This is a genomic window from Arthrobacter sp. Y3221157, assembly GCF_059089865.1.
Genome location: NZ_JBNHFD010000012.1, coordinates 39,601 through 57,589 on the forward strand (window position 1 = coordinate 39,601; position 17,989 = coordinate 57,589).

General features: G+C 67.6%; 16 protein-coding genes. 11 read left to right on the top strand and 5 right to left on the bottom strand.

Features of this window, described 5'->3' with window-relative positions:
* Positions 1–23 precede the first annotated feature (23 nt).
* The 7 genes from glyA to purU are packed head-to-tail and all read left to right on the top strand — an operon-like array spanning position 24 to position 8,911.
* The gene (gene glyA, locus AC5RTT_RS05820) at positions 24–1,364 is read left to right on the top strand and encodes a serine hydroxymethyltransferase (RefSeq protein WP_494144407.1); all 1,341 of its coding nucleotides are present in this window, start codon (positions 24–26) and stop codon (positions 1,362–1,364) included.
* Positions 1,361–2,581: a sarcosine oxidase subunit beta family protein gene (locus tag AC5RTT_RS05825; RefSeq protein WP_494144408.1), complete on the top strand. Its 1,221-nt coding sequence runs from the start codon at positions 1,361–1,363 to the stop codon at positions 2,579–2,581. Before glyA ends, AC5RTT_RS05825 begins: the two co-directional genes overlap by 4 nt.
* A gap of 28 nt (positions 2,582–2,609) precedes the next feature.
* Complete coding sequence (locus AC5RTT_RS05830; RefSeq protein ID WP_494144409.1) at positions 2,610–3,020, top strand: sarcosine oxidase subunit delta; 411 nt, start codon at positions 2,610–2,612, stop codon at positions 3,018–3,020.
* The gene (locus AC5RTT_RS05835) at positions 3,017–5,959 is read left to right on the top strand and encodes a sarcosine oxidase subunit alpha family protein (RefSeq protein ID WP_494144410.1); all 2,943 of its coding nucleotides are present in this window, start codon (positions 3,017–3,019) and stop codon (positions 5,957–5,959) included. The genes AC5RTT_RS05830 and AC5RTT_RS05835 overlap by 4 nt, the downstream gene beginning before the upstream one ends.
* The gene (locus AC5RTT_RS05840; protein WP_494144411.1) at positions 5,952–6,596 is read left to right on the top strand and encodes a sarcosine oxidase subunit gamma; all 645 of its coding nucleotides are present in this window, start codon (positions 5,952–5,954) and stop codon (positions 6,594–6,596) included. Before AC5RTT_RS05835 ends, AC5RTT_RS05840 begins: the two co-directional genes overlap by 8 nt.
* Positions 6,596–8,011: an L-serine ammonia-lyase gene (locus AC5RTT_RS05845; RefSeq protein WP_494053447.1), complete on the top strand. Its 1,416-nt coding sequence runs from the start codon at positions 6,596–6,598 to the stop codon at positions 8,009–8,011. Before AC5RTT_RS05840 ends, AC5RTT_RS05845 begins: the two co-directional genes overlap by 1 nt.
* 3 nt (positions 8,012–8,014) lie before the next feature.
* Positions 8,015–8,911, top strand: a complete 897-nt coding sequence (gene purU / locus AC5RTT_RS05850) for a formyltetrahydrofolate deformylase (protein WP_494144412.1) — start codon at positions 8,015–8,017, stop codon at positions 8,909–8,911.
* A 75-nt stretch (positions 8,912–8,986) separates the two neighbouring features.
* Here the strand turns inward: purU and AC5RTT_RS05855 are convergent, their stop codons facing one another.
* Positions 8,987–9,592, bottom strand: coding sequence for a TetR/AcrR family transcriptional regulator (locus AC5RTT_RS05855; RefSeq protein ID WP_494144413.1), 606 nt, complete (start codon positions 9,590–9,592; stop codon positions 8,987–8,989).
* A gap of 156 nt (positions 9,593–9,748) precedes the next feature.
* On the opposite strand from AC5RTT_RS05855, the gene AC5RTT_RS05860 reads away from it, so the two are divergent.
* From AC5RTT_RS05860 to AC5RTT_RS05870, 3 genes are all read left to right on the top strand, one after another.
* Entirely contained in the window at positions 9,749–10,093 is a 345-nt protein-coding gene (locus AC5RTT_RS05860; RefSeq protein WP_494144414.1) for a cupin domain-containing protein, read from the top strand.
* 8 nt (positions 10,094–10,101) lie between these two features.
* The gene (locus AC5RTT_RS05865) at positions 10,102–11,430 is read left to right on the top strand and encodes a flavin monoamine oxidase family protein (RefSeq protein WP_494144415.1); all 1,329 of its coding nucleotides are present in this window, start codon (positions 10,102–10,104) and stop codon (positions 11,428–11,430) included.
* A gap of 87 nt (positions 11,431–11,517) precedes the next feature.
* Entirely contained in the window at positions 11,518–12,993 is a 1,476-nt protein-coding gene (locus AC5RTT_RS05870) for an APC family permease (protein ID WP_494144416.1), read from the top strand.
* Here AC5RTT_RS05870 and AC5RTT_RS05875 read toward each other — a convergent pair.
* Positions 12,990–13,622, bottom strand: a complete 633-nt coding sequence (locus AC5RTT_RS05875) for an AmiS/UreI family transporter (protein WP_494144417.1) — start codon at positions 13,620–13,622, stop codon at positions 12,990–12,992. The genes AC5RTT_RS05870 and AC5RTT_RS05875 overlap by 4 nt on opposite strands.
* 194 nt (positions 13,623–13,816) lie before the next feature.
* On the opposite strand from AC5RTT_RS05875, the gene gdhA reads away from it, so the two are divergent.
* On the top strand, positions 13,817–15,154 hold the full coding sequence (gene gdhA / locus AC5RTT_RS05880) for an NADP-specific glutamate dehydrogenase (protein WP_494144418.1): 1,338 nt from the start codon (positions 13,817–13,819) through the stop codon (positions 15,152–15,154).
* Positions 15,155–15,169: 15 nt separating this feature from the next.
* Here the strand turns inward: gdhA and AC5RTT_RS05885 are convergent, their stop codons facing one another.
* From AC5RTT_RS05885 to AC5RTT_RS05895, 3 genes are all read right to left on the bottom strand, one after another.
* Positions 15,170–16,129 (bottom strand): AraC-like ligand-binding domain-containing protein, encoded by a 960-nt coding sequence (locus tag AC5RTT_RS05885; RefSeq protein ID WP_494144419.1) that lies wholly within the window; start codon positions 16,127–16,129, stop codon positions 15,170–15,172.
* A gap of 136 nt (positions 16,130–16,265) precedes the next feature.
* A complete protein-coding gene (locus AC5RTT_RS05890; protein ID WP_494144420.1) occupies positions 16,266–17,372 on the bottom strand; it encodes an alanine racemase in 1,107 nt (368 codons plus the stop codon).
* Entirely contained in the window at positions 17,369–17,959 is a 591-nt protein-coding gene (locus tag AC5RTT_RS05895) for a TetR/AcrR family transcriptional regulator (RefSeq protein ID WP_494144421.1), read from the bottom strand. Before AC5RTT_RS05895 ends, AC5RTT_RS05890 begins: the two co-directional genes overlap by 4 nt.
* Between the last annotated feature and the right edge of the window lie 30 nt (positions 17,960–17,989).

A 17,989-nucleotide genomic window follows, 5' to 3' on the forward strand; every position in this document is an offset into this window, starting at 1 on the left:
CCAAGGGCTTTTCAAGGAGAACCATGCAGAACGTACTGAACGCCTCACTGGCCCAGGTCGACGCCGATGTAGCTGCCGCCGTAGCAAAGGAGCTGGAGCGGCAGCAGTCCACCCTCGAGATGATCGCCTCGGAGAACTTTGCTCCGTCCGCCGTCATGGAGGCCCAGGGGTCGGTCCTGACCAACAAGTACGCCGAGGGCTACCCCGGGAAGCGCTACTACGGTGGCTGCGAGCACGTGGACGTCATCGAGCAGCTCGCCATCGACCGAGTCAAGGCCCTTTTCGGTGCGGAATTCGCCAATGTGCAGCCCCACTCCGGCGCGCAGGCCAACGCCGCCGCCATGTTCGCCCTGCTGAACCCGGGCGACACCATCCTGGGTCTCTCCCTGGCCCACGGCGGCCACCTGACCCACGGCATGAAGATCAACTTCTCCGGCAAGCTCTACAACGTGGTCCCGTACCACGTCCGCGAATCCGACCTCCGCGTGGACATGGCCGAAGTGGAGCGACTGGCCCTGGAACACAAGCCCAAGCTGATCGTGGCCGGCTGGTCCGCCTACTCCCGCCAGCTGGACTTCGCCGAGTTCCGCCGCATCGCCGACCTCGTTGGTGCCTACCTGATGGTGGACATGGCCCACTTCGCCGGTTTGGTGGCTGCAGGACTGCACCCCAACCCCGTCCCCTTCGCGGACGTCGTCACCACCACCACCCACAAGACCCTGGGCGGACCGCGCGGCGGTGTCATCATGGCCAAGGAGGAGTACGCCAAGAAGATCAACAGCGCCGTATTCCCAGGCCAGCAGGGCGGACCCCTGGAGCACGTCATCGCCGCCAAGGCCGTGGCCTTCAAGCTGGCCGCCGCCCCTGAATTCAAGGAACGCCAGGAGCGCGTCCTGCACGGTGCCAAACTGATCGCCGAGCGCCTGCTGCAGTCCGACGTCGGGGCCGCCGGCATCTCCGTGGTCAACGGCGGTACCGATGTCCACCTGGTCCTCGTGGACCTGCGCAACTCCGAACTCGACGGCCAGCAGGGCGAGGACGCGCTGCACCGGATCGGCATCACCGTCAACCGCAACGCCGTCCCGTTCGACCCCCGCCCGCCGATGGTTTCCTCCGGACTGCGCATCGGCACGCCGGCCCTGGCTGCTCGCGGCTTCGGCGCCGCCGAGTTCACCGAAGTTGCGGACATCATCGCCACGGCCCTGATTGCCGCAGCCGGCACGGGCACCCTCGCCGAGGACACCGCCGCCGAACTCCGCGGCCGCGTCACCGCCCTTGCCGACAAGTTCCCCCTCTACCCGCACCTCAACGACGACGCCGCCCTGGCCGCCGCCGAGGCAGACCTGATTGGAGCCGCCCAGTGAGCACGCACCAGCTTCCGGAGCACCCGGACTTCCTCTGGCGGAACCCCGAGCCCAAATCCTCCTATGACGCAGTGGTTGTGGGCGGCGGCGGACACGGCCTGGCCACCGCATACTTCCTGGCCAAGAACCACGGCATGACCAACATTGCCGTCCTGGAAAAGGGCTGGCTTGCCGGTGGCAATATGGCCCGGAACACCACCATCATCCGTTCCAACTACCTCTGGGACGAGAGCGCAGCCATCTACGAGCAGGCGCTCAAGCTCTGGGAGATCCTGCCGGAGGAGCTCGAATACGACTTCCTCTTCAGCCAGCGCGGCGTGATGAACCTGGCCCATACCCTGGGTGACGTCCGCGAGAGCATGCGCCGGGTTGGCGCCAACAAGCTCAACGGCGTGGACGCGGAATGGCTGGACCCGCAGCAGGTCAAGGAACTGTGCCCCATCCTGAACGTCAGCGACAACATCCGCTACCCGGTCATGGGCGCTACCTACCAGCCGCGCGCCGGCATCGCCAAGCACGACCACGTTGCCTGGGCCTTCGCCCGCAAGTGCGACGAGATGGGCGTGGACATCATCCAGAACTGTGAAGTCACCGGCTTCCTGAAGGATGGCGACCGCGTGGTGGGCGTCAAGACCAACCGCGGCACCATCAACACCGAAAAGGTTGGCCTCTGCGCCGCGGGCCACAGCTCCGTCCTGGCCGAGATGGCCGGCTTCGAGCTGCCCATCCAGTCACACCCATTGCAGGCCCTGGTGTCCGAGCTCCACGAGCCGGTCCACCCCACGGTGGTCATGTCCAACCACGTACACGTCTACGTCTCCCAGGCGCATAAGGGCGAACTCGTGATGGGTGCCGGTATCGACTCCTACAACGGCTACGGCCAGCGCGGCTCCTTCCACGTGATCGAGGAGCAGATGGCCGCCGCCGTCGAGCTCTTCCCCATCTTCGCCCGGGCCCACGTGCTCCGGACCTGGGGCGGCATCGTGGACACCACCCTGGACGCGTCGCCGATCGTGGGCACCACCCCGGTGGAGAACATGTTCGTGAACTGCGGCTGGGGTACCGGCGGGTTCAAGGGAACTCCGGCCGCCGGAATGACCTTCGCCCACACCATCGCCACCGGCGCCCCGCACAAGCTGAACGCACCGTTCTCGCTGGAGCGCTTCGAAACCGGCGCCCTCATCGACGAACACGGCGCCGCCGCCGTGGCCCACTAGCCGCCGCCACCACAGAAAGACAACGCACATGCTGCTGATCTCATGCCCCAACTGCGGCCCCCGGGATGAAACCGAATTCCACTACGGCGGCCAGGCCCACGTGGCCTACCCCGAAAACCCGAACGAACTGAACGACGTGGAGTGGTCCCGGTACCTCTTCTACCGCGCAAACACCAAAGGCACCTTCGCCGAGCGGTGGGTCCACAGCACCGGGTGCCGCCAATGGTTCAACATGCTCCGCGACACCGTGAGCTATGACATCAAGGCCATCTACCCCATGGGCACGCCCCGGCCGGACCTGGCCGGAAAGCAGACCCCGGAATCCGGTACTGCCAGCACCGCCGCCGACAGCACCACCACCGGGACCGCCGCACCCGACATCTCCGGCACAAGCATTTCCCCCGCCACCCCTGCAGCCCCGGAAGGAGCAGCCCAGTGACTTCCCAGAACACCCGCCTCGCAACCGGCGGCCGCATCGACCGCACCATCTCCTGGCGTTTCACCGTCGACGGTGAGGAATACACCGGCCACCCCGGGGACACGCTCGCCTCCGCACTGCTCGCCAACGGCCGCGTCGCCGTCGGCAGCTCGCTCTACGAGGACCGCCCCCGCGGCATCCTGGCCGCCGGCGTGGAGGAACCCAACGCCCTGGTCAAGATCGCTCCCCGCTTCCCGGGCCACGTGGCCGAGTCCATGCTGCCCGCCACCACCGTGTCCCTGGTGGACGGCCTGAAGGTCGAACTGCTCAACGGACTGGGCCGGCTGGATCCGGACGAGGACCGCGCCGAGTACGACAAGAAGTACGTCCACACCGACGTCCTGGTTATCGGCGGCGGCCCCGCCGGCTTGGCTGCCGCCCGCGAAGCCGTCCGCACCGGCGCCCGCGTCATGCTGCTGGACGACCAGCCCGAGCTGGGCGGCTCGCTGCTCTCCGGCTCCACTTCGCCGGAGCTTGCCGAGACTATCGAGGGCAAACCAGCACTGGAATGGGTTGCCGATGTGGAGGCCGAACTGGTCTCCGGCGCCGAATCCACCGTCCTGAACCGCACCACCGCGTTCGGCGCCTACGACGCCAACTACGTCATTGCCGTGCAGAACCGCACCGACCACCTCTCCAGCCCCGCCGCTCCCGGCGTGTCCCGCCAGCGGATTTGGCACATCCGTGCCCAGCAGGTTGTGCTGGCCCCCGGCGCCCACGAGCGTCCGCTGGTGTTCGAGAACAACGACCGCCCGGGCATCATGCTCGCCTCGGCCGTCCGCAGCTACCTGAACCGCTTCGCGGTGGCTGCCGGCCAGCGCGTGGTCATCAGCACCACCAATGACAGCGCCTACGCCCTGGCCGCCGACCTCCAGGCTGCCGGCGTCAAGGTAGCCGCCGTCGTGGACGCCCGGGCGCAGATTTCGCCGGTGGCAGCCGCTGCCGTCGAGGCAGGTACCCGGGTGCTGATCGGCAGCGCCGTTGCCAACACCTCGGCAGACGCGGACGGCCGCCTGAACGGCGTCACCATCCGCAGCCTCAACGACGACGGCGAACTCACCTCGGGCGTCGAGCAGCTGGCCTGCGACCTGCTGGCCGTGTCCGGCGGCTGGAGCCCGCTGGTGCACCTGCACTCCCAGCGCCAGGGCAAGCTGCGCTGGGACGAGGACCTCGCCGCGTTCGTGCCCAGCACCGTGGTCCCCAACCAGCAGACCATCGGCTCCGGCCGCGGCTCCTTCGCCACCCAGGACTGCCTCGCCGAAGGCATTTCCGCCGGTGCGTCCGCAGCCATCGCCGCCGGCTTCAGCTCCGCCGTCGAGCCGTCCCCGCTGGGTGAGCCAAAGGCCGCCGCCCCCACCCGCCAGCTGTGGCTGGTGCCGGGGGAGAACGGTACCCCGGACGACTGGCACCACCACTTCGTGGACTTCCAGCGCGACCAGTCCGTGGCCGACGTCCTGCGCTCCACCGGAGCCGGCATGCGCTCCGTTGAACACGTGAAGCGCTACACCTCGATCAGCACCGCCAACGACCAAGGCAAGACCTCCGGCGTCAACGCCATTGGTGTCATCGCCGCGGCACTCCGCACGGCCGGCGAAGCATCCCGCGGCATCGGCGACATCGGCACCACCACGTACCGCGCACCGTTCACCCCGGTGGCCTTCGCGGCACTGGCCGGCCGCCAGCGCGGCGAACTCTTCGATCCCGCCCGCATCACGTCCATCCACCCGTGGCACGTGGCCAAGGGCGCCCTGTTCGAGGACGTGGGACAGTGGAAGCGGCCCTGGTACTACCCGCAGGCCGGCGAGGACATGGACGCAGCCGTGCTGCGCGAATGCGCCGCAGTCCGTGAGTCCGTGGGCTTCATGGACGCCACCACCCTGGGCAAGATCGAGATCCGCGGCAAGGACGCGGGCGAGTTCCTGAACCGCGTCTACACCAACGCGTTCAAGAAGCTGGCCCCGGGTTCGGCACGGTACGGCGTCATGTGCACGCCGGACGGCATGATTTTCGACGACGGCGTCACGCTCCGCCTCGACGAGGACCGCTACTTCATGACCACCACCACCGGCGGTGCCGCCAAGGTGCTGGACTGGCTGGAGGAGTGGCTGCAGACCGAATGGCCGGAACTGGACGTGCACTGCACCTCGGTGACCGAACAGTGGAGCACCATCGCCGTCGTCGGGCCGAAGTCCCGCGCCGTGATCGCGAAGCTGGCACCGGAACTCGCTGCCAACGGTGGCCTGGAAACCGAGGCTTTCCCGTTCATGACGTTCCGGGAAACCACGCTCGCTTCCGGCGTCCGTGCCCGGGTCTGCCGGATCTCTTTCTCCGGTGAACTGGCCTACGAAATCAACGTTCCCACCTGGTACGGGCTCAACACCTGGGAAGCGGTGGCCGCTGCGGGTGCCGAGTTCAACATCACCCCGTACGGCACCGAGACCATGCACGTGCTGCGCGCCGAAAAGGGCTACCCCATCGTGGGGCAGGACACCGACGGCACCGTCACCCCGCAGGACGCGGGCATGGAATGGATCGTCTCCAAGGCCAAGGACTTCATCGGCAAGCGCTCCTACTCCCGGGTGGACCAGCAGCGCGAAGACCGCAAGCACCTGGTCAGCGTCCTGCCGGTGGACGGCACGCTGCGGCTGCCCGAAGGCACCCAGTTGGTGGAAAAGGGCCGCTCCACCAACCCGGCCTACGGGCCCGTGCCGATGGAGGGCTTCGTCACCTCCAGCTACCACAGCGCAGCACTGGGCCGGTCGTTCGGCCTGGCCCTGATCAAGAACGGCCGCAACCGCATCGGCGAAACCCTGGTGGCCGCCGCCGGCGACCAGCTGGTGGACGTGGTTGTGGCAGAAACAGTGCTTTTTGACTCCGAAGGGACCCGTAAAGATGGCTGAAACAGCAGCATCCCCCGCCCAGAGCTCCGCGGAAAAGAACCTCTCCGTCCGCATCAGCCCGGCAGCGCAGCTGCGTGAGGCCTTCGCGGCCGGCTCGCTGGCGGGCACGGTGGAACTGTCCGAGCGGCCCTTCCTCACCCTGGTGGGACTCCGGGCTGACGCCGGCTCCGAAGCCGGGCAGCGGCTCGCTTCGGTCACCGGCGGCCTGCCCGCCGAGTGCGGCGGCGTCGTGGCCAACGGTGATATCTCGGTCCTCTGGCTGGGACCGGGCGAGTTCCTGGTGGTTGCCCCCACCGAGGCGCACGAGTCCCTGGGCGGCGACCTGATCCAGGCCCTGCAGGACGCCCTGGCCGACGGCCAGGGCCAGGTGGTGGACCTCTCCGCCAACCGGACCACTTTCGAGTTGAGCGGCCCCCGGGCACGGGCCGTCCTCGAGAAGGGCTGCTCGCTGGACCTGCACCCCCGGGAGTTCAAGGCCGGGACCGCCTACTCCACCGAGATCGCGAACATCCCCACGATCCTGTGGAAGACGGGTGAGGACTCCTTCCGGATCTTCCCCCGGGCGTCCTTCGCCGAATTCCTGGGCCGGTGGCTCCTGGACGCCATGCGGGAGTATGCGTCGCCCGAGGTCCCCTAATGGCGCTCAGCGTCCTTGACCTGTTTTCCGTTGGCATCGGGCCCTCGTCGTCACACACGGTGGGCCCGATGCGGGCGGCCAAGCAGTTCGCCGACGGATTGAAAGCTGACGGGCAGCTCAGCTCCACCGTCCGCGTCCAGTCGGAACTGTTCGGTTCGCTCGGTGCCACCGGGCGGGGGCACGGCTCCGACAAGGCCGTTGTCCTGGGGCTGCAGGGCCTGGAACCGGAAACCGTGAACACCTTCACGGCCGATGACCAGGTGGCGGCGGCCGCCCTGGACGCTGAACTCCACGTTGCCGGCACCCACCGGGTGGACTTCAACTGGGACGAGGACGTTGTGCTGCACCGGCGCAAGTCCCTTCCGGCGCACCCCAACGGCATGACATTCCGGGCCCTTGACCACAACGGGTCCGTGCTTAGCGAGCGGAGCTTCTATTCAATTGGGGGCGGCTTCGTAGTCGACGGCGACGCAGAGGGCGCGGACAAGGTGGTGGCGGATGACACCGTCCTGCCCTACCAGTTCAGCACCGCGGACCAGCTGCTGGAGATCTGCAGCCGCGAAAACATGTCCATCTCCGACGTGATGCTCGCGAATGAGCTGACCTGGCGGACCGAGGCCGAGCTCCGGGAAAAGCTCCTGGGGCTGTGGGCCGTGATGCGCGAATGCGTGCAGAACGGCTGCAACGCCGAGGGCATCCTGCCCGGCGGGCTGAAAGTGCCCCGCCGCGCGCCCGCCCTGTTCCGCACCCTGACGGCCTCCGCGGCCAGCGCGGAAGCCGCGGCAGCAACGCCGTCGCCCGTCCAGGCCCCGGCAGACCCGCTGCTCGCCATGGAGTGGGTGAACCTGTTCGCCCTCGCCGTGAACGAGGAGAACGCCGCCGGCGGACGGATCGTTACGGCCCCCACCAACGGTGCCGCCGGGATCGTGCCGGCCGTGCTGCACTACTACGTGAAGTTTGTTCCGGGAGCCGACGACGACGGCGTGGTCCGCTTCCTGCTGGCGGCGGCCGCCGTCGGAATCCTCTTCAAGACGAACGCCTCCATTTCGGGCGCCGAGGTAGGCTGCCAGGGCGAGGTGGGTTCGGCCTGCTCCATGGCCGCCGCCGGCCTTTGCGAGGTGCTGGGCGGAACGCCCGCCCAGGTGGAAAACGCCGCCGAGGTGGGGATTGAGCACAACCTGGGCCTGACCTGCGATCCCGTGGGCGGCCTGGTGCAGATCCCGTGCATCGAGCGGAACGCCATCGCCAGCGTCAAGGCCATTAACGCGGCCCGGCTGGCCCTGCACGGGGACGGCAGCCACAAGGTCTCGCTGGACAAGGCCATCAAGACAATGCGTGACACAGGAGCTGACATGAAAACCAAGTACAAGGAGACCTCCCGCGGAGGCCTTGCCGTGAATGTGATCGAGTGCTGAGCCATGACTGCTACTGAAACCTCCGTCCCCGCCCCGAAGACGCCCACGAATGTGGAGCATGTCCTCACCCTGGACTGCCCCGAAGGGCCGGGCATCGTCCACGCCGTCTCCGGCTTCCTGCTGGAACACGGCTGCGACATCATCGACAACAACCAGTTCGGGGAGCGGTCCGAGGGCCACTTCTTCATGCGCGTGCATTTCGTCTCCGAGGGGGACGACTCCACGCTGCAGGTCCTGCGGGACTCGTTTGCCCCCGTGGCCGAAAAGTTTGGCATGCGGTGGCAGTTGGAACGCCAAGGCTCCAAGCGCAGGGTGCTGATCATGGTGTCCAAGTTCGGCCACTGCCTGAACGACCTGCTGTTCCGGGCACGGATCGGCGAGCTGCCGGTGGACGTGGTGGCCGTGGTGTCCAACCACCGGGACCACCAGGCACTGGTGGAGTGGCATGGCATCCCGTTCCACCACATCCCGGTCACGGCTGACACCAAGCCCGAGGCCGAAGCCCGGCTGATGGAGCTGGTGGACGGACTGGACGTCGAGCTGGTGGTGCTGGCCCGCTACATGCAGGTCCTCAGCGACGACCTGACCCGCAAGCTGGATGGCAGGGCCATCAACATCCACCACTCGTTCCTGCCCAGCTTCAAGGGCGCCAAGCCGTACCACCAGGCCTACGCGCGCGGGGTCAAGACCGTGGGCGCCACCGCCCACTACGTCAACGCCGAGCTGGACGAGGGACCCATCATCTCCCAGCAGGTGGTGGACGTGGACCACACCTACGGTCCGGAGGACCTGGTGGCCGCCGGCCGCGACACCGAATGCAAGGCCTTGTCCAACGCTGTCCGCTGGCACTGCGAAGGACGGGTCATCCTGCAGGGGAACAGGACCGTGGTGCTCCGCTAGCCGGACGGTCCCGGCCGCAACAACTGCTCAATGCCCCTGTCGGACGCCAACTGGCGTCCGACAGGGGCATTTGCGTTAAGAACCGGCGCTCCCTGCCGGCCCGTCCCGGCGGAGGATGATCACCTGGTGCACTTCCTCCAGGGCGGCTGCGATCTCTTCCCGGTCCACGCCGGCCAGGAACTGGAGGACAAGGCCATCCAGGGCGGCGAAAAGCGCCCTGGCCACCACCCGCACCGGTCCACCCACCCCGAACGCTTCCAGCCCTTCCGCCAGGGCGCTGACGTAGCTCTCATAGAGCTCGGATACCGGCCCCGCCAGCTCAGGGCGCCGCCGCGCCTCCAGGATCATCTCGTACTGGAAAACCTGCAGTTCGGGCTCCGCGAGCAGCAGCGCCATCAGGGCCTCGGTGAGGGTGTCCTCCTGCTGCGCAGCCTCCTGCAAACGGGAGGCGGCAATGGACTGCTCAGAAGCCCAGCCCAGGGCCGCCGCGATCAGCGCGTCCCGGGATCCGAAGTGGTGGGCCACCAGGCTGTTGTTGACCCCTGCCTCCTCGGCCACCGCCCGGTACGTCATGCCCCGGAGGCCCTTGTGCGCCACCACGTGCACCGCTGCGCGGAGCAGGGCCTCGCGTCCGGTGCCGTATTTGGAGGAAGCGGCAGCGCGGGAGGGTGAAGAGGCCATGCCGTCGATTCTAGCGAGCTCTTCCGTAGCCCAGCGGGGCTATTGACTTAAAACTAAGCAATTGCTTAGATTGCTCCAGCGGTGATGCCAGTCACATGCGCACCGCCTTTTCCACTCTTCCGGCGGCGAGCCCGCCCCATCATTTCCGGAGCACCCATGTCACTGTCACCTGCCTTCACCACCTCATCCACCCTGGATCCCGCCAAGAGCGAGCCCTTCGAACTGGGCCAGGTCCAGTGGGTGCGCCGTTTTGGCGAGGGGGACCGCCCCGCCCTCGCCTGCGGGTACTGGCACGTCAATCCGGTCGAAGCGCCGGAACCCTTCGACCTCGCGATGGAGGCCGACGAAACCATCCACATCATTGAGGGGCACCTGCGGATCGAGGTGGAAGGCGGCGAGGCCTACGACCTCACGGCCGGAAGTTCAGCCTCCTTCAACAAGGGCGCCAGGACCCGCTGGTCAGTGCTGGCGCCCACCGTCGAATTCTTCGTCTACTCGTAGGAACGGCCATGGAGCACGCAAACGTGGACGTCATTGTGGTGGGTGCCGGCTTCGCAGGACTCACGGCGGCGCGGGAGCTCACCCGGCGAGGCTTCGCCGTGCACATCGTGGAAGCCCGGGACCGCATTGGCGGCAGGACGTGGCTGGACAGCCGCCTTGGCGGCGACCTGGAGATCGGCGGCACCTGGGTCCACTGGACGCAGCCGTACGTCTGGGCCGAATTGAAGCGCTACGGGATCGGCACAATGCCCAGTCCTGAGCCCCAGCGAGCCTATTGGTGGGCCGACGGCGGCCGCCACGAAGGTTCACCCGCCACCTTGCTGGAGTTGATTGGCCGCCACAACAGCCACTTCGTCAAGGACGCCCGGACCTACTTCCCCCAACCCTTCCAGCCCTTGGGGCAGGACTCGTTCAAAGAGATCGACGACGTATCCGTCCTGGACCGGATCCGGGAGCAGTTCCCGCCCGGGGCCGCCCGGGACATCCTGGAATCCTTCTGGACTTTGAACTTCAACGGTCCGCTGGAGGACGCCGCACTCACCCAGGCCCTGCGCTGGGTTGCGCTCACCAACGGTGACTGGGCCGTCAACTTCGAGGCCTGTGCCACCTACAAGATCGACGGCGGCACTGCTGCCCTCGCAGAAGCGATCCTGCAGGACTCCGGCGCGTCCATCCACTACGGCTTCCAGGTGGCGGGCATCACCGACGGCGGCACTTGCGTCACCGTCCGCAGTGCTGACGGCCGCACCATCAGTGCCAAAGCCGCCGTCGTCACCGTCCCCCTGCACGCCCTGCACGCGGTGGCATTCGAGCCGCCGCTGCCGGCCGCCAAGGCGGACGGCGCAGCCCGTGGCCAGGTCTCGAAGGGCGTCAAGGTCTGGATTCGGCTGCGGGGTGAACACCCGCCCTTTGTGGCACTGGGGAACGCAGACTGTCCGCTGAATTTCTTCCAGGTGGAGTACGCGCTCGACGGCGACACAATCGCCGTCGGCTTCGGTCCGGACGCCGCCAGGATCGACGCCGGCCACCCGGCGTCCGTCCAGGCGCAGTTGGAACGCCTGGTCCCCGGACTCGAGGTCGTCGACGTCGCGACGCACGACTGGGTGGCTGACCCGCTCGCGGGCGAAACCTGGCCCATGCACCGCACCGGCTTCCTCGCCACCTCCCTGGCTGCGCTGCAGGCACCGCACGGCAATGTGCTTTTCGCCGGCTCGGACATCGCCAACGGGTGGGGCGGCTTCATTGACGGCGCCATCGAAAGCGGCATGGAGGCGGCGCTCCGGGCCGCTTTCCTGCTGGCCGCTCCGCGCGGCGCTGCGCTGACCGACAACAACTGATCGCTGCAGGACAAAGCGCTCCGGACGTCCTTTGCGAAGCTGAACTCCACAGCCATTCCCCCAACTCATGACCGCTAAGAGGATCCAATGAGTATTTCCAATTCCGAGTCCCGGACCACTGACGCTCCGGCCAAGGAGCATTCCACTGCCCTCCGAGCCGGCAGCATCGGCGTGCTGGGCATCCTTTTCTTCGTCCTTTCGGCGCAGGCGCCCCTGACCGGCATCGTGGGCGCCTCGCCGCTCGCCGCAGCGCTCGGCAACGGTGCCGGTGCCCCGGGCGCCTACCTCATCGTGGGCATCGTGATCGTCATCTTCGCGGTGGGCTTCGTGGCCATGAGCCGCAGGATCCAGGCCAACGGCGCCTTCTATGCCTACATCACCGCCGCGTTCGGCAGGCGGACCGGGGCCGGCGCCGCCTGGCTGGCGCTGCTGGCCTACAACACCGTCCAGGCCGCGATGTACGGGCTCTACGGGGCCGTGTTCTCCGGGCTGCTGGCCTCCATGGGACTTGAGGTGCCGTGGTGGCTGCTGGCCCTGGCCACCATGGCGGGCGTCCAGGTCCTCGGGTCGCTGAACATCGAACTCGGTGCCCGGCTCCTGGCCCTGCTGGTGGGCCTGGAGGTCGCGGTGCTGCTGCTGTTCGGCTTCACCGTGCTGTTCCGCGGCGGGGGACCGGAGGGCCTTGAGCTTGCGGCGTCCTTCTCGCCGGCGGCAATCGGCGCCGGAGCTCCCGGCGTGGCCATCATGTTTGCCGTGGCGTCCATGTTCGGTTTCGAATCCACGGCGATCTATTCGGCGGAAGCCAAGGATCCGCACCGCACCGTTGCCCGTGCCACCTATCTTTCCGTGGGCGTCATCGCCGTCTTCTTTTCCTTCATCTCCTGGATGCTGGTCAGCTACTACGGCCCCTCCCAGGTGATGGATGCTGCCGGGGCGGCACTGGAATCAGGGGACGCCACCGTCTTCGTCCTGGGGCCCATGGTGGAACTCTTCGGCCCGTGGGCCGGTGTGGTGACCGGCGTCCTGCTGGTCACGTCGCTGCTGGCCGGCATCATCGCCTTCCACAACGGCATCAACCGGTACCTCCACTCCCTGGCCCTGAATGGCTCCATGCCTGCAGCCGTGGCCAGGACCAACCGGCACCGCGCCCCGGCCGTGGCAGCGTGGATCCAGACCGGCGCCGCCGTCGTGCTCGTGGCCCCCTTCGCCCTCCTGGGCCTCGACCCCGTGCTGAGCCTCTTCTCCTGGTTCAGCGGGCTGGCAGTTGCGGCACTGCTGGTGCTGTACATCCTCTGCTCGGTGGCCGTCGTCGGGTTCTTCCGCCGGGAGCGCATCACAGGCCAGCCGTGGCAGACCCTGGTGGCTCCGGCGCTCGCCGCCCTCCTGCTGGCGTGGATTCTGTTCCTGGTGGTCAGCAACTTCACCGCGCTGATCGGCGGCAGCACCGAAACCGCGGTGGCCCTGCTGGTGGCCGTCCCCGCCGTCTACGTGGCGGGCGTGCTGGTCGAGGGGCAGGTGCAGCGCCGGCAGGCAGCCGAGAACCTGGGAAGCAGCCGCCTCTAGGGCGCCTGCCCGGCAGGGCCGGGAGCCAGCTTTTCACTGGCCCGCGGGGGAGCAAGAGCTCCCCGGCGGGCCAGCCTGTGTGCCAGCACGAAGACCCCCGCGAGCAGCACCGCCGCAGCGCCCGCCACGCCGCCCCCGGCAGGCCACAGCCCGGTCAGGCCCAGGAGGGCCGGAACCGTTGCCGTGACCTGGCTGGACAACACCAGGCTCCAGCCGGCCAGCGGATCCAGGCGCGTGAGGCCCAGGGCCGCGGAGGCAAAAAGCAGGCCCCACAGTATGGACCAGCACAGCCACAGGACAGCCAGCAGCGAGTCGGTGCCCAGCCAGGCTGCGGCGAGGACCAGTCCGACGGCGGCCACCATGCCGCAGAACCAACCGACGCCCTTGGATCCAAGGCCCAGCAGGACATCCAGGCCCACGTAGGCGTAGGTGGTGCCGAACAGGAACATCCCCGCGACGGTCAGCGGCGCAGTGCCGCCTACCGCCAGGCAGGCGATGCCGAGCGCCAGTTGGGTGCAGCCCACCAGGAGGCTGAAGGCCCCGGCGTCCCGGCGGGGAAGGAACCCCAGTGTTCCCAGGCCGTTGATCAGGAGTGCTGCCCCGGAGAGCAGCAGGCAGATGTCGGCCATCAGAAGGCCGTCCGGCGGTTCGCATAAGTCGGGCATGTTTTCACAAGGCGGAATTGGAATGTCACAATCCGGATATTAGGCTGAATCCGCGCCGCTGGCTACAGGCCGCCTGTCATAATCGTATAAGTTGAAGTATCAACTTTTGTAGTGCCGAAACCGCCGGCGCGCCGGGAGAACAGGCAAGGAAGCAGTTCATGGATGCACGGCTGGAGGCCATTCGGGACACCGTCCTGGCGCGGAATCCCGGCGAGGCGGAATTCCACCAAGCGGTGGTGGAGGTCTTTGAAAGCCTCGGCCCGGTCCATGACCGGCACCCTGAATTCCTCGACGCCGCCATCCTGGAGCGCCTCTGCGAACCCGAGCGCCAGATCATCTTCCGCGTGCCGTGGACCGATGACGCGGGGCGGGTGCAAATCAACCGGGGCTTCCGGGTGGAGTTCAACTCGGCGCTGGGTCCCTACAAGGGCGGGCTGCGGTTCCACCCGTCCGTCTACCTGGGCATCGTAAAGTTCCTGGGTTTCGAGCAGATCTTCAAGAATGCCCTCACCGGGATGCCGATCGGCGGAGGCAAGGGCGGGTCCGACTTTGACCCGCGCGGCCGCAGTGACGCCGAGGTGATGCGGTTCTGCCAGTCCTTCATGACCGAGCTGTACCGGCACATTGGCGAGTACACGGACGTACCGGCAGGCGACATCGGCGTGGGCGGGCGCGAAATCGGTTACCTCTTTGGCCAGTACAAGCGCATTACCAACCGGTATGAATCCGGCGTGCTGACCGGCAAGGGGATCTCCTGGGGCGGCTCGCTGGTCCGCCCGGAGGCCACGGGCTTCGGCACCGTGATCTTCACGCAGGAAATGCTGAAGACCCGCGGCACCTCGTTCGACGGCCAGCGCGTGGTGGTGTCCGGCTCGGGCAACGTGGCCATCAACGCCATCGCCAAGGCGCAGTCCCTGGGCGCCACTGTGGTGGCCTGCTCCGACTCCTCCGGCTACATCGTGGACGAGGCGGGGATCGACGTCGGGCTCCTGCGCGAGGTCAAGGAAGTGGAACGCGGCCGGCTCAAGGACTACGCCGTCCGCCGCCCCGGCGTCTCCTATGTTGACGCCGGTTCAGTGTGGGACGTCGATGCCACCGTGGCACTGCCCTGCGCCACGCAAAACGAGCTCGACGGCGGCGCTGCCGCGAGGCTGGTGCGGGGCGGCCTCCTCGCGGTGGGTGAAGGGGCCAACATGCCGTCCACCCGGGACGCCGTGGCAGTCTTCCAGGAGGCAGGGGTGCTCTTTGGCCCCGGCAAGGCCGCCAACGCCGGCGGTGTGGCCACCTCGGCGCTGGAGATGCAGCAGAACGCCAGCCGGGACTCATGGTCCTTTGAGCACACGGAGGAGCGGCTGACGGACATCATGGTGGGAATCCACCACCGGTGCGCTGCCACCGCCGACGAGTACGGCGAGCCGGGCAACTATGTCCTGGGCGCCAACATTGGCGGGTTCGTCAAAGTGGCCGAGGCCATGCTGGCGCAGGGCCTGATCTAGCGGACGCGGTGTAGCCTAGCCGCCGCGCCGCCAGTCGCTGGGGGAGACGCCGAACGCATCCCGGAAGGTCCGGCTGAAGTGCGCGGCATCAAGGATTCCCCACCGGGCGGCGATGGCGCCCACCGGCTGTCCCGCGTGCAGCGGGTCCCGCAGGTCACGGCGCGCGCCCTCCAGCCGCTGGCTTCGGATCCAGTTGGCCACTGTGATGCCGGATTCGTGGAAGACGTTGTGCAGGTGCCTTGTGGAGATAAAGTGCGCCGCGGCAATGCTGGCCGGTGACAGCGTAGGATCCGATAAGTTGGCCTCGATGTATTCCCGGATGGATACAGCCAGGAGCGCTTGCGGTTTCATCCGGTCCGGGGTCATGTCCATCTCGGCGTGCAGCATGGTGGAGACCAGGTCCAGGGCGTTGGTTGCCAGGCGGGAGCCGCTGGGACCGTTCAGGACCTCCAGGTTCTCCGAGAGCTGGCGGATGAATTGCCCCACGATGCCGCTGAGGCCGGTGGCGTCCATGCGGACGGCGGCGAGCTGCCCCACGTAGTCCGGCGGCAGGGACAGGGCGTCGCAGGGGAACATCACCACCATCATCCGCGCCTGCTCTTCAAAGGTGAGGGTGTAGGGGCGGTTGGTGTCGTAGATGGCAAGGTCGCCCCGCTGGAGGACTGCCTCGCGGTTGTCCTGGATCAGCAGGCCGGTGCCCTCCAGCTGGAGGTTGAGCTTGAAGTAGCGCTCGCCGGCCCGGGCAATCAGCGCCGGCGTGCGGTGCACCTCGTGCGACGTGGCAGTGACTTCCACGATGGACATGCGGTCCAGCACGCGGGAGCGCATCTGTCCGCGGAAACCGTCCACGTCCGCGGTGCTGGCGGCCAGGGGCACGAAGGACTCGGCCACCAGGTGCTTCCAGTGGTCAAAGGATGTGGCGGTGCGGGACGTGAGCTGCTGCCCGGCGGACCGCGACGGGCTATGTGCTGGCATGGATGATCCTGACGACGACGGACGGCCATCTGACTTCCCCCGGGACTGTGTCGTGGAACACAGTCCACTCAGGCTAATGCCGCACCAATCTTTTTTCAACAGTTGGCGAAAAAAGACTTCCCTGCCGGCTGGCGGGTTAGGTGTTCCTGCCGCGGGCCGCCACGCGCCAGCGCTCCACCAGGCTTCCGTTGCTGACGACGGCCACATCGTCCACCAGGTTCATGGCCAGGCACACGTGGTTGGGGATGACGCGCAGCCGTCCGCCCAGCGCCGGCGGTCCTTCCGGGCTGTGCCACTCCACGGTGGCGTGGTGCTCCGAAAGGGCCGTGATCCTCGCCTCCGGATGATCGAGCAGCCGCCCGTAACCGGTGGCCCAGGCGGGCTTGTCACTGCCGAGGATCTTGCTGCCGGCGTCGACGATAAAGCGGGGCGTCATGCCGGGTTCCACCGCATGGTGGCTCACCACGGTGGCTGCCACCGTGAGCGCAATATCCTCCGGGGCGCAGCGTCCCAGCTCAAGCTGCTGGGCGTCGCCGAAAACGTAGACGCCCGGACGGACCTCCGTGGCGGCGGAATTTCCGGTGAGCAGCGCAGTAGGTGTGGATCCTCCGCTACGCACCCTTGCCGTGAACCCGCTTGCCGCCAGGGCCTCCGCCGAGAGCTGCAGTGCCTCCTGCTCCTGCGCCGCCGCCTCGGCCGGCATGCCCGGAGCGTAGCTGTGGCCGGGAAAAGTGAACACGCCCGCAACGTCCAGCCCGGCGTTGGATGCTGCCCGGGCAACCTCCGTTGCAGACTGCGGGCGTACGCCGCTGCGGTGATGGCCGCTGTCCACCTCCACCAGCACCCTGACGTTTCCCGCCGCCGGCCCCAGTCCCTGGCCAAGCCGGGCGGCACCTTCCGCGGAATCCACACCCACGGTGAGTTCCGCCCTTCCAGCGAGGTCACGGAGCCGTCCGGCCTTCCGGTCGGACAGCCACAAAGGGTAGGCGATGAAAAGGTCATCCACGCCGGCATCGGCGAAGACTTCAGCCTCCCCGATGGTGGCGACCGTCAGCCCCGTGGCGCCCCCGGCAAGCTGGCGGGCAGCAATCTCAGGGATCTTGTGCGTCTTGGCATGGGGCCGAAGGATGAGTCCCTTGGCCCGAACGGTATCCGCCATGCGGGCGATGTTCCGGTCAAGGATGTCCAGGTCGACAAGGATGCCCGGCGTCTCGATGTCCGCGGGGATCATCTGCGCCGTCATGCGGCTAGCAGGGTGAGGTAGCCGTCAAGCTGGGCGGCGTGGCCAAAGTCGGCCGCGCCTTCCGGGGCAAGCGCCGCCTCTATCTGGGCGCCGAGCAGCATGTTGAGGAGCTGGCCGGCCAGGATGGAATCGTCGACGGCGGCACCGACGTCGCCGGCTTCGCGCGCCTCTGACAGGAATCGCTGGATGGTGTCCAGCCACGCGGCCATCGACTGCTGGTGGATCTGCGCTTTCTGGGCGTCATTGACGGCCTTCTGCCAGAACGGGATCACGATCCGCGCTTCATTGACGCGCTCCTCGTCCAGGGGCAGTACCTCCAGGCAGAAGGCCCGCAGGGCTTCCATCCCGTTCTTGCCCGCAGTCACCTGTGCAATCCGCTGGTTGGTCCGGTTGAAGACGTGGCCGAAGGCAAATTCCAGGAGGGTGTCCTTGGTGGGGAAGTAGGGCTTCAGCGCGCCATTGGCGAACCCGGCCTCCATGGCGATCTCGCGCATGGTAGCCCCCTCGAGGCCCTGCCGGGCGATGATCCGCCACGTGGCGTCAACGAGCTCCAGCCGGCGCTCGTCATGGTCAACTATCTTCGGCACCGCTGGCACTCCCGGGAAATATTTCGCTCA

Bases quoted from the DNA above. Each gene is read 5' to 3' on its own strand.
- AC5RTT_RS05875 (WP_494144417.1), bottom strand. From the start codon at position 13,622: ATGGCCGACATCTGCCTGCTGCTCTCCGGGGCAGCACTCCTGATCAAC.
- AC5RTT_RS05855 (WP_494144413.1), bottom strand. From the start codon at position 9,592: ATGGCCTCTTCACCCTCCCGCGCTGCCGCTTCCTCCAAATACGGCACC.
- AC5RTT_RS05860 (WP_494144414.1), top strand. From the start codon at position 9,749: ATGTCACTGTCACCTGCCTTCACCACCTCATCCACCCTGGATCCCGCC.
- AC5RTT_RS05830 (WP_494144409.1), top strand. From the start codon at position 2,610: ATGCTGCTGATCTCATGCCCCAACTGCGGCCCCCGGGATGAAACCGAA.
- AC5RTT_RS05840 (WP_494144411.1), top strand. From the start codon at position 5,952: ATGGCTGAAACAGCAGCATCCCCCGCCCAGAGCTCCGCGGAAAAGAAC.
- AC5RTT_RS05885 (WP_494144419.1), bottom strand. From the start codon at position 16,129: ATGCCAGCACATAGCCCGTCGCGGTCCGCCGGGCAGCAGCTCACGTCC.
- AC5RTT_RS05865 (WP_494144415.1), top strand. From the start codon at position 10,102: ATGGAGCACGCAAACGTGGACGTCATTGTGGTGGGTGCCGGCTTCGCA.
- AC5RTT_RS05870 (WP_494144416.1), top strand. From the start codon at position 11,518: ATGAGTATTTCCAATTCCGAGTCCCGGACCACTGACGCTCCGGCCAAG.
- AC5RTT_RS05890 (WP_494144420.1), bottom strand. From the start codon at position 17,372: ATGACGGCGCAGATGATCCCCGCGGACATCGAGACGCCGGGCATCCTT.
- glyA (WP_494144407.1), top strand. From the start codon at position 24: ATGCAGAACGTACTGAACGCCTCACTGGCCCAGGTCGACGCCGATGTA.
- gdhA (WP_494144418.1), top strand. From the start codon at position 13,817: ATGGATGCACGGCTGGAGGCCATTCGGGACACCGTCCTGGCGCGGAAT.
- AC5RTT_RS05845 (WP_494053447.1), top strand. From the start codon at position 6,596: ATGGCGCTCAGCGTCCTTGACCTGTTTTCCGTTGGCATCGGGCCCTCG.
- purU (WP_494144412.1), top strand. From the start codon at position 8,015: ATGACTGCTACTGAAACCTCCGTCCCCGCCCCGAAGACGCCCACGAAT.